Below are 10,486 nucleotides of genomic sequence, written 5' to 3'. Positions count from 1 at the left end.
ACAGTGAATATTAGTCGTTTATTAAAGGTTGTCTTACAAAATGGAAAGAATGAATTTCGTTCCGGTTCGGGAGAACAAATATGATAACAAAAAATTGTAAAAAAAATTGTTTCCATATTGATTTTAATAAAAAAATATTGTAAGCATAGTTTAGTTTTTTTTAATAGAAAATTAACAATTAAGAAATATGAAATTTCACGAATTTAATGTACGTGTCAGGTATGCTGAGACCGACCAGATGGGGGTTGTTTATCATGGAAATTATGCACAATATTTTGAAATGGGAAGGGTGGAATGGCTTCGTAGTCTGGGAGTTAGCTATGCTGATATGGAGAAGGACGGCATCATGCTTCCTGTTGTTTCCTTAACCATGAATTATAAAAAACCAGCCCGTTATGACGACCTGCTGAGGGTGCGTACAATTATGAAAAATTTAACGTCTGTCAAGATAGAATTCGACTACGAAATCTACAACGAAAAGGACGAGTTATTAACAACGGGCAACTCTATTTTGGTGTTCGTAAATATGCAGACCGGACGGCCTGTTTCTCCACCGGATTATGTGCTTGAGAAAATAGCCCCCTAACCCCCGAAGGGGGAATTACCACGGTTGCTAAATCGTCCGAGTGGAGTTGCCCCTTCGGGGTTAGGGGGCTAGTATAACTTCATACAAATTACCAAATGCTGCTTCAACTGATGCTGCATTTTTTTTGCGTGTGCTGATTACGATCTCGCAATCCATTTCCATTTTTTGCGAAACGATATCGAGATTTTTCTCTTTAATCATGCGCATCACTTTGTTCATATCCTTGTAGCCGAACTTTACCGTATAATGGACATCGATCGTTTTTTCTACAATATCCGAAGCTTCGAGGGCCATTTGTGCACTTGTCCTGTAAGCAGAGATAAGTCCGCCCACGCCCAGCTTTATCCCGCCGAAGTACCGCACTACAATAACAAGCACATTGGTCACGCCAAAGGATTGTATCTGCCCGTAGATCGGCATACCTGCCGAATTGGAAGGTTCCCCATCGTCATTCGCGCGGTAGTATATTTTATCGGTACCTAACTGGAATGCATAGCACCAGTGCCGCGCGGAGTTGTGCCGTTTTTTCACTTCCTCAAGGATCACTTTCACTTCTTCCTCGCTGCCTACAGGGAATGCCAGCCCGAAGAACTTGCTGTTCTTTTCCTTGTAAAGCGTTTCTTCCGAAGGCGCTGCGAGCGTTTTATAGGTGTCGTTTTCCATGGGCGCCAAAGGTAAGAAAGTTTTCAGTTTGAGGCAGAAAAATGATTATACTTGTAGAAAGAACGTACTATGAGTTCAGATACTTTTTATATAAAAGAGGGGCCGCATTTTAAGCTTTGGGTAAGCCTAAGGGATAAGATTGTTTTCGAAGCTGCATTGGTAGATGAAGCTGTACCATTCCATGTTGATGACAACCAGTCGACTTTGGGGAGCGATATCCGTTATTTCCTTCCTGATGCCTACAGGCAGCAGGTTGATATTGTACTAAAACGTAAAAGTGTTGCAGCTTCTACTGATACGATAGGTATGTATGGCCCTGAAGTCAATAAGAAAGTAAATAAGATGTATTTGACTGTAGTAGCAGTAGTAATTTTACTGCTGGTCGTAGGCACGATGCTATTTGGGTGTGAAGGAAGTTCTGCGAAGTATTACTTCAATTTTGATGAAGTAATACATTATCAGATAAAAGATAATGTGATCAGGGAAATCTGGGATAAGAAAGATAAAGGCGAAGCTATTGGTAAGATTGATTCAATTACATTAGACCATGTGTATGGATGGCACGAAGGTAGCCACTTTGATAAATCGATTGAGGCGAAATTGAGCCAGACAAAATTTGAGATTCATCCATTAGATACGGTACTTAATTCTAAATTAAGGGGGATATTTAAAGAGGATACGCCACTTTCGTTTACTACAACTTGCGAACCAACTTTTAGGGATATTTTTTTATTTAAAAAGAATAAAAAAATAATTGGTATTGCTAAAATTTGTTTTGAATGTTACAAGACAGAGTTTGCAGGTACCAGCGCAGATGAGAATAGATTTTCTCATTTTCAGGAGTTAAAAGCCATTGTCAAATAATTTATTCGTATTTCAAGACTACTCTCAATCCAAATGCTGAATCTGAAATAATGCTACACCTAGTCTGGATCAATAATTTTCTTTTCAAACATATCTACCACATCATCTTCGCCTACCTGCAGGTTCCACACCCGGAAGCCAAGCATTTCAGCAGCATCGGTATTGAATTTTTTATCATCTACAAAAAGTGCCCGTTTCGGCTGTATGTCATGGTTGTTGGTAAGGTAGTTAAAAGCCTCGGCATGCGGCTTACGGTAGCCTATCTCGTGTGAGAAATAGATCTTTTCGAAGCACTGATAAAAATCGCTGTAGAACGAAGCCCCGGCCTCCTGCTCGAATTTTTCCATGTGGATGGGGTCTGTGTTGCTGAGGAGGAACAGGCGGTAGTTGGCAGCCAGCTTTTGCAGGAATTCCAGGCGGTACAGCGGGAAGTCGGCAATACCCAGGTTCCATGCGTCTTTTATTTGTTGTAAGGAAGCGTTATCAGTATGCGGCTGTATGCCCCGTAGGAAACCTTCTTCATCAATTTTTCCGGTTTCCAGTTTTCCTTCCAGCTTCTCCAGGGTGTCGTTCCATTGGGTCAGGCCAAGGTCGGCAAAAGCTTTCCTTTTGGCATCACCATCCTTATTCAAAAATACATCACCAAAATCAAATATTATCGCGTTGACCATAATTCCTGAAAATTAAAAGTTCGTCATTCTGTATTTTCTGCCACGTTACAGGTTCCCCGTTGAAATCGGGCGCTTTTATCCCATCGCCAAAAACAGTTATCCCCTTAAAAACCCTTGCTTCGTCCCACAGCCCTGCATCAATGAAGGTTTGTAAGGTTTGGCGGCCCCCTTCAACAATTACCGATAGCAGGTTATGCCTGTGTAATAGGGCAGCAATGGTGTGCGGGAAGTTTTCGTCAAAAGGCACCTGTTCGTAAAGCAGGTTATCTAAGTTAGGGAAACCAGCTTTTTCTGTCAAGATAATTGACTTTATTTTTTGATTTTTAACAAAATGATGATCAGAGACCTTACCAGTCCTGTCGAGAACAATACGCACAGGATTTGGCCCGTTCCAATCGCGCACATCAAGCTGCGGGTTATCGTCGAGGACGGTTTGTGTACCGACAAGTATTGCCATTTCCTCACTGCGCCATTTGTGCACCAACTGGCGGGAATACACATTGGTGATCCATACCGGTTTTTTATCTTCTAATGATCCAACAGTCGAATTATCCAACGATCTGTTTAGCGGGCTTAAAAACCCATCCGCGCTCTCCGCCCATTTTAAAATGATATACGGCCTTTGCTTTTCATGAAAGGTAAAAAACCGGCGGTTGAATTCGCGGCATTCTTTTTCAAGCACTCCTACGGTCACATTTTTTCCGGCTTCGCGAAGCTTTCTTATGCCATTGCCCGCGACTTTTTCATTAGGATCCATAGTCCCTACAACAATGTCCTTTATATGGTTATGGATGATAAGGTCGCAGCACGGCGGTGTTTTACCATAATGACTGCAGGGCTCAAGGCTTACATACAGTGTGGCTTCGGGAATGAGGTGTCGATCTGCTTCGGTAACCGAGTTGATACAGTTTACTTCGCCATGCGGGCCGCCATACGGAGAGGTATGGCCTTCACCAATGATCCTGCCGTTATGCACCAGTACGGCGCCAACAGAAGGATTGGGCATTGCTGCCTGCAATCCGTTTTGGGCCAGGTCAAGGCAGCGCTGCATGTAGATTTCGTGGGTCATTTTATTGAGTTGCAAAGTCTCAAAGTTACAAAGTTTCAAAGTTTCCCTGCATTGCCAAAATGATTAAATTTGCACTATGAGCATTACCATCAGGAAAATTGAAAAGGAAGACAATCCCGCTGTCGCGAAAGTAATACGCGATGTGCTTATTGAACACAACGTGCCAAAAGTAGGTACCGCTTATGCCGATGCCTCACTCGACTGTATGTTCGAAACGTATAGCAGTCCCAATTCTGTTTATCTTGTTGTAGAAAAAGACGGTAGGATTATGGGTGGGGCCGGAATAGCACCGTTAGATAACGGCCCTGCAGACACCTGCGAACTCCAGAAGATGTACTTTCTCAATGAAGCACGCGGACTAGGCATTGGCACCCAAATGATGGCTAAATGCCTGCAGGCGGCAACAGATTTCGGGTTTGCCCAATGCTACCTCGAGACGATGCCCTACATGGAAGCCGCCCAGAAACTCTACCTGAAAAGTGGCTTTAATTATATAGATGCACCAATGGGCAATACCGGCCACACATCCTGCCCGGTGTGGATGTTAGCCCCCCTACCCCCGAAGGGGGAGAAGCCGGAATAGACAAGGGGATGTAATAATGGGCAAGAGTGTAGCTACTCCCTCTCCTTTGGAGAGGGCTGGGGTGAGGCCCCCTTGAAACTAATAAAAAATGAAACTAAAAGACTACCGTACTTCCTTTCTTGAAAAATTGACCCCGCTATACGATGCTGTCGAGGCGGAAAGCTTTTTCAATATTGCGCTCGAACGGCTGAAGGGCTGGAAGCGCATCGACCTTGCCATGAACCCCGAAGCTGTTTTGGATGCCGGTGAAATCGCGCAGTGGGACAATGTGCTTCAGCTGCTGGAAAAGCAAAAGCCGATACAATATATATTTGGCAAAGCGCATTTTTACGGACTGGAATTCGAGGTGAATGAAAACACCCTAATCCCCCGACCGGAAACGGAAGAACTGGTAGAATGGATCGTTAAGGAAAGTAAACACAAGGGAAAAATAAAGATACTCGACATTGGTGCCGGCAGTGGCTGCATAGCAATATCGCTGGCCAAAAACCTTCCTGATGCCGAAGTTTTTGCTATTGATGTTTCGGAAAAAGCATTGGCTGTAGCCGAAAAGAATGCAGCAGCTAATGATATTACTGTGAATTTTATCCTTCAGGACATACTGGAGGCAGCATCACTTCCTGATACTTTTGATATCATTGTTTCCAATCCGCCGTATGTGCGTGAGCTTGAAAAGGCAGAAATAAAGGCAAATGTGCTGGAATATGAACCTCACCTGGCTTTATTCGTAAAAGATTCCGACCCGCTTTTGTTTTACCGCAAAATAGCGCTCCTTGCCAAAAGTAATCTTCCTGAAAACGGCAGGCTCTATTTTGAGATCAATCAATACCTTGGCAACGAAACGGCTGAAATGCTGGAAAATTATGGATTTAAAGATGTTGAATTGAAAAAAGATATTTACGGGAATGACCGGATGGTTGCAGCATTCCTGGATTCCCCTCCTTTGGAGGGATGCCCAAAGGGCGGGGTGGTTAGTTTATAAATTAAAAATAAATAGAAAACCACCTCGGCTTTCAGCCACCCCTCCAAAGGAGGGGAAATCCGTAAACTTCATAACATTGTTTTGCGACTGCAAACCATTACTCATACCGCAGTGCCTCAACAGGATCCAGTCCGGCGGCCTTTACTGCAGGAGCCAGTCCCGATGCCAGCGTTACCAGTATTACGGTGACCAGTGCCCATATAATCGCTTCCCATGGCATGGGGAATGTGATATTCAGTAATAATGACACCCCGACACCGCCGACAAGCAGCCCAAGAATGATGCCGATAAGCCCGCCCATAAGGCTGATGATAAGCGTTTCGGTAAAGAACTGCATCGCGATGGTCATTTTGGTAGCGCCCAATGATTTTCGTACACCGATCTCGCGGGTCCTTTCGGTTACCGAAACAAGCATGATGTTCATTAATGCTATTGAAGACCCGAAAATAGTTATAATACCAATGATCCAAGCCGATTTACCCAGGAACGACAGCTCTTCGATCATCTTCCTTAAAAGCTCGTCGCTGCGTTCTATCCCGAAATCGTCATCTTCAACCGGGTTAAGCCTGCGTACGCGGCGCATGGTAAGTTCGGCCTCATCCACCGCAGAAGAGAGCATGTCGCCATTCGCTATCATGACCTTTACTTCGTAGTCGATCCTCGGTGCGGTAAAAAGCGAGCGCGCCACCTGTATGGGGATGATGAGCCTCAGGTCCTGGCGGCTGCCGAAGGTCGAGCCTTTTTCTTTAAGCACGCCGATAACCTTAAACCTTGCGCCCCTTACGGACACAGTTTTGTCTATCGGGTTCATGTCCTTAAACAGGCCTTTCTCAAAATCGGAACCTACAATGCATACATAATTATTATTGCTGATATCAAAATTGTTGAAATTCCGCCCTTTGGTAGTTTCAAGCCCGGAGTTGGGCAGGAAGTTCTCGTCGGCCCCTACTATCGTGATCTCAGGGTCGGTTTTTTTGTCCTCGTACTTTACCTCGGCATTACTGGCCGCCGTAAAGGAAAGTGACGTAGCAGCAGAAGGGTAGTTGTATTTTTCCTGGAATTCCTTTGCCTGCGGATAGCTGATGATTGGGTTTACCTTTGTAGTATTATCGTTGTCTATCTGCTGAGAGAAATCGTAGCGGGATATGGAGAAGGTATTAGCCCCCATGGATGAAAAATTCCCCATGATGCTGCTCTTCAGTACAGCCACTGCGGCGAGTATGCCCACAAGTGCAAAGATCCCGATGCCGATGATCAGCACGGTTAGTGAGGTGCGGAGCTTCTGGCTCCTTATAGAATCAAACGCTATTTTGGTATTCTCCCCTATCAGGCTGAACATAGGATGCTGTTTTAAGGCACTAATGTACGTAATTATTTCAGATTTCAGATTGAGCTTCACTCTTGCCGTCTAAGATTACGCACAATTTAAAGGTTTGAGTGGAATCTGAAATCTAAATCTGAAATCTGAAATCCCCTACGTATATTTGCAAAAACGTAAATTCGATAAAATGGCAACAAAACCGGGTATTCCAAAAGGTACAAGAGATTTCTCACCCTCAGAGGTGGCTAAGCGTCAATATATTATGTCGGCGATCAAGCACCATTTCGAGACTTTTGGTTACCAGCCAATTGAAACGCCTACGTTTGAGAATTCCGAAACCCTTATGGGAAAATATGGTGAGGAAGGCGACAGGCTTATTTTCAAGATACTGAACTCGGGTAATTTCTTTTTCGATAAAAAGAAAATCGAGCTGCCGGCATCATTGGAGGAGTTGTTGGTAAATTCTTCGGAAACTATTACTACGGAACAACTGGTCGAACTGAATAAATTTACCGGAAGGATCTCTGAGAAAGCCCTCCGCTACGACCTTACCGTTCCTTTCGCGCGCTATGTGGTACAGCACCAGAATGAGATAGAATTCCCCTTCAAACGCTACCAGATACAGCCGGTATGGCGCGCCGACCGCCCGCAGAAAGGCCGTTTCCGCGAGTTTTACCAGTGTGATGCCGATGTGGTGGGGTCAACCTCACTGTGGCAGGAAGTAGAACTGGTGCAGTTATATGATAGTGTGTTCACAACCCTTGGGTTAAACGGGGCGGTCATCAAAATAAACAACCGTAAAGTCCTTTCGGGAATTGCTGAAGTGATTGGCGCGAAAGACAGGCTCATCGACTTCACGGTGGCACTGGATAAGCTGGATAAAATCGGCGAGGATGGTGTGAAAAAAGAGATGCTTGAAAAAGGAATCACAGCCGATGCTATCGAAAAAGTGCAGCCACTGTTCAATTTCACAGGTACAATAAACGAAAAGCTGGATAAGCTGGCCGAACTTTTAGCTTCTTCGGAAGAAGGGCTTAAAGGTGTTGAAGAGCTGCGTTTCATTTGCGAAAATGTAATAGAGATCGGGCTTGGCAAAAGCGAACTGGACCTTGATGTAACGCTGGCACGCGGACTCAACTATTATACAGGCGCTATATTCGAGGTCACCGCACCGAAAGAAGTAGCTATGGGATCGATTGGCGGCGGCGGAAGATATGACGACCTTACGGGCATTTTCGGATTGAAGAACATGAGCGGCGTGGGCATATCGTTCGGGCTGGACAGGATCTACCTTGTGCTGGAAGAGCTTGGGCTTTTCCCCGCTACAGTTACTGAGGCTACCAGGGCGCTGTTCATCAACTTTGGCAACAAAGAAGCATTATATGCCATGAAAGCTGTAAATAAATTGCGTCAAACAGGCATTAAGGTAGAAATGTATCCTGATGCGGCCAAGATAGGAAAGCAGTTCCAGCATGCCGACAAGCGGGGTATACCATTCGCTGTACTGGCAGGCGATGCAGAGATGGAGGCAGGGCGCTTTACGCTGAAAAACCTATCAACGGGTACTCAGGAAAATATATCAATCGAAGAGCTTGCCGAAAAGATAAAATAAAGAAACCCTGCCACGAGGCAGGGTTCTTAGTAACTGTCCAATTTTTAATTAACCACATAAATACATAGGCTTCATAGTGACTAATTGTTGCTGAAGGAAACATATTTGCACATAGTGAAGCGAAGCTTCGTGCTCTGTGTTACTTAATTAGCTTTACAATTTCTCTTTAAAGCTATGTCCCTATGTGGTTAAATATTGATTTTTTAAAATCAGACAGTTTCTTAGTAATATAACCTTTTATAATTCAATAATCCGGAAATGGTTTTTCGGCACTGTATTCGTAGTGTCTTCCACTATTTCAATGCCCAGGATCTCAAAAGGCCGCTCTATAGTCTCGTGTATCCTGATGTAATCCAGGGCCAAAGTATCAAAGCTTTCCGGGTGCAGGGCAATCACCACACTATCCGTCAATTCATTCTCAATAATAAAATTCCGCATCCCGTCAAAGTTCATTAAGCTGCTGTGCATAGCTATTGTTTTTGTTGTTGAAAATAATAGTGCAAGCAGGCGAAAATATCCCTATGGCGTGTTATGCAATTGTCCGGAATACTTACAAAATTGCCCAATAAAAAATCCCGTTCGGTTGCATGAACGGGATCTTTGATAATTTGTGTAAGATGAGTGAATTGCTTATCCGACCATGTCAAGGACCTGCACCAGATTTTTCGGAACGTTTCCTGTATTGTCCTGGAGGATTTCAATGCCAAGGATTTCAAAAGGGCGCTCGATCTGGTTGCCATTAATGTCAAGATAATCCATTACCAGATCGTCAAAGCTGTCAGGATGAAGCGATAACGCTACGCTGTCAGTCAGCTCTCTTTCGATAATAAAATTCCTCATTCCGTCGTAAGTAATTTTTTCCATAAGCCTATTTAAGTTTAGTTGATATAAATGTAAGAATAGGCTTTGGTAAAATCGCAATAAAAAGTGTTAAAAGTTAATATTTTAACACTACAAGACTAATTTGTTTGTATTAATATATAAATTCTTGTTAAAATTATTAAAACGACTTGGAATTCTTACAGGAACTCGACCATGCCATTTCCTTTATCGCCCGATTTTACAGTTTTGTCCTGAGTAGCGCTCCAGTCGATACCCGGAAATTTCTTCCTAAATTCGGCCATGTCGCGTTCGAAAGCGCCGGAAACGAAAATTTTAGGTGTTCCGGCCTCGGCTTTATCCTTATAATTAAGTTCGCCTATATAGGCAATTTCCCCTTTTTTTATTTCGAACGGAATGGCAAATTTCCGGCTGCTTGTCAGGCTGCCCATCGGCCCGATATGGTCGAGGTGGTTGTATTGGGTAAAAGCATAACTGCCCGGTTCGGCCTCAATGACAAAAAGATAGGTCTTGCTGTTGTTAAAGTCGCCTGTAAAATTCCTGCCGTTCTCCCTTCCGGCTTTCATCATTATTTTACCGGCATTGCGCCTGATGAATTTTTTGTCGCCTGATGTTGGCCCGTAGAAAAAGCGGTAAATATCATTGGCAGGCGTATCCCCTTCAAAAGTTATGGTGCCGATGGCAAGGCCTTTCCCGGAAGTGGCGCTGAACGATTGCGGTGCGGTAGTGCCGGACGAAGCCGAATTGCAGCCCGCCAGCAGGAACAGCAGTCCGCATAAAGCAAATAGTGTTTTCATGAAATGTTGATTAAAACGTAAAGATAGTAAGGGTTTTTCAAGTTTAACGTAACCTTGGGAGTAATTAACACTACGCTATACATTGCTTAACGGCAATGCCGGTACCTTTACACTTCATCCGATTATAAAGTATTAATTCTAAATCTATTATTATGGCAATCACGAAAAACGACCATTCAGAAGGCAGGGTAGCAAAGGCTATCGAGAACCAGACATCAAAACTTCCATCCGACATTTTCCTTTGGGCTGCGTTAGGCTCAATGGGTGTTTCGGCAACCCTTAAATGCTTCGGCAAAAGCCACACCGCGCTATTCGTAGGGCAGTGGGCGGCTCCTTTCTTATTACTTGGCCTTTACAACAAGATTGTAAAGCTGGAAGGCCATGACGCCCAGGATAATCATCCGATGAGCCGCTACGCCGAGCCTGATACGGATACCGATATTACCGTTTAATACCGAGACTGCATATTTTGCAGGTGTAAAAGCCGGGGGTTATATC

General features: G+C 44.1%; 13 protein-coding genes. 6 read left to right on the top strand and 7 right to left on the bottom strand.

Features of this window, described 5'->3' with window-relative positions; genetic code table 11:
• Nucleotides 1-187 precede the first annotated feature (187 nt).
• Entirely contained in the window at nucleotides 188-586 is a 399-nt protein-coding gene (locus tag HYN59_RS17925) for an acyl-CoA thioesterase (RefSeq protein ID WP_108779592.1), read from the top strand.
• Nucleotides 587-646: 60 nt separating this feature from the next.
• On the opposite strand, the gene HYN59_RS17920 is transcribed toward HYN59_RS17925, so the two are convergent.
• The gene (locus HYN59_RS17920; protein ID WP_108779591.1) at nucleotides 647-1,249 is read right to left on the bottom strand and encodes an IMPACT family protein; all 603 of its coding nucleotides are present in this window, start codon (nucleotides 1,247-1,249) and stop codon (nucleotides 647-649) included.
• A 69-nt stretch (nucleotides 1,250-1,318) separates the two neighbouring features.
• Between HYN59_RS17920 and HYN59_RS17915 the strand changes: the two genes are divergently transcribed.
• Nucleotides 1,319-2,113 (top strand): hypothetical protein, encoded by a 795-nt coding sequence (locus HYN59_RS17915; RefSeq protein ID WP_108779590.1) that lies wholly within the window; start codon nucleotides 1,319-1,321, stop codon nucleotides 2,111-2,113.
• Between the two features lie 59 nt (nucleotides 2,114-2,172).
• On the opposite strand, the gene HYN59_RS17910 is transcribed toward HYN59_RS17915, so the two are convergent.
• Both HYN59_RS17910 and ribD read right to left on the bottom strand, forming a co-directional pair.
• Nucleotides 2,173-2,784: an HAD-IA family hydrolase gene (locus tag HYN59_RS17910; protein ID WP_108779589.1), complete on the bottom strand. Its 612-nt coding sequence runs from the start codon at nucleotides 2,782-2,784 to the stop codon at nucleotides 2,173-2,175.
• On the bottom strand, nucleotides 2,762-3,853 hold the full coding sequence (gene ribD, locus HYN59_RS17905) for a bifunctional diaminohydroxyphosphoribosylaminopyrimidine deaminase/5-amino-6-(5-phosphoribosylamino)uracil reductase RibD (RefSeq protein ID WP_108779588.1): 1,092 nt from the start codon (nucleotides 3,851-3,853) through the stop codon (nucleotides 2,762-2,764). The genes HYN59_RS17910 and ribD overlap by 23 nt, the downstream gene beginning before the upstream one ends.
• Nucleotides 3,854-3,929: 76 nt before the next feature.
• Here ribD and HYN59_RS17900 point away from each other — a divergent pair, with 76 nt between their 5' ends.
• Nucleotides 3,930-4,436 (top strand): GNAT family N-acetyltransferase, encoded by a 507-nt coding sequence (locus HYN59_RS17900; protein ID WP_108779587.1) that lies wholly within the window; start codon nucleotides 3,930-3,932, stop codon nucleotides 4,434-4,436.
• An 88-nt stretch (nucleotides 4,437-4,524) separates the two neighbouring features.
• Nucleotides 4,525-5,418, top strand: a complete 894-nt coding sequence (prmC, locus tag HYN59_RS17895) for a peptide chain release factor N(5)-glutamine methyltransferase (protein WP_108779586.1) — start codon at nucleotides 4,525-4,527, stop codon at nucleotides 5,416-5,418.
• A gap of 97 nt (nucleotides 5,419-5,515) precedes the next feature.
• Here the strand turns inward: prmC and HYN59_RS17890 are convergent, their stop codons facing one another.
• Nucleotides 5,516-6,757: an ABC transporter permease gene (locus tag HYN59_RS17890; RefSeq protein WP_108779585.1), complete on the bottom strand. Its 1,242-nt coding sequence runs from the start codon at nucleotides 6,755-6,757 to the stop codon at nucleotides 5,516-5,518.
• A 169-nt stretch (nucleotides 6,758-6,926) separates the two neighbouring features.
• Between HYN59_RS17890 and hisS the strand changes: the two genes are divergently transcribed.
• Complete coding sequence (hisS, locus tag HYN59_RS17885; protein WP_108779584.1) at nucleotides 6,927-8,351, top strand: histidine--tRNA ligase; 1,425 nt, start codon at nucleotides 6,927-6,929, stop codon at nucleotides 8,349-8,351.
• A 237-nt stretch (nucleotides 8,352-8,588) separates the two neighbouring features.
• Here hisS and HYN59_RS17880 read toward each other — a convergent pair whose 3' ends face one another.
• From HYN59_RS17880 to HYN59_RS17870, 3 genes are all read right to left on the bottom strand, one after another.
• Nucleotides 8,589-8,819, bottom strand: a complete 231-nt coding sequence (locus tag HYN59_RS17880) for a hypothetical protein (protein WP_146185984.1) — start codon at nucleotides 8,817-8,819, stop codon at nucleotides 8,589-8,591.
• Nucleotides 8,820-8,981: 162 nt separating this feature from the next.
• Complete coding sequence (locus tag HYN59_RS17875) at nucleotides 8,982-9,215, bottom strand: hypothetical protein (protein ID WP_108779582.1); 234 nt, start codon at nucleotides 9,213-9,215, stop codon at nucleotides 8,982-8,984.
• Nucleotides 9,216-9,370: 155 nt separating this feature from the next.
• Complete coding sequence (locus tag HYN59_RS17870) at nucleotides 9,371-9,988, bottom strand: hypothetical protein (RefSeq protein WP_108779581.1); 618 nt, start codon at nucleotides 9,986-9,988, stop codon at nucleotides 9,371-9,373.
• Nucleotides 9,989-10,140: 152 nt separating this feature from the next.
• Here HYN59_RS17870 and HYN59_RS17865 point away from each other — a divergent pair, with 152 nt between their 5' ends.
• Entirely contained in the window at nucleotides 10,141-10,440 is a 300-nt protein-coding gene (locus tag HYN59_RS17865) for a hypothetical protein (RefSeq protein WP_108779580.1), read from the top strand.
• Nucleotides 10,441-10,486: the final 46 nt, after the last annotated feature.

The organism is Flavobacterium album (assembly GCF_003096035.1).
Classification (GTDB): domain Bacteria; phylum Bacteroidota; class Bacteroidia; order Flavobacteriales; family Flavobacteriaceae; genus Flavobacterium; species Flavobacterium album.
Note: the sequence above shows the minus strand (reverse complement) of the source record. Positions and strands in the feature narration are given on the sequence as shown.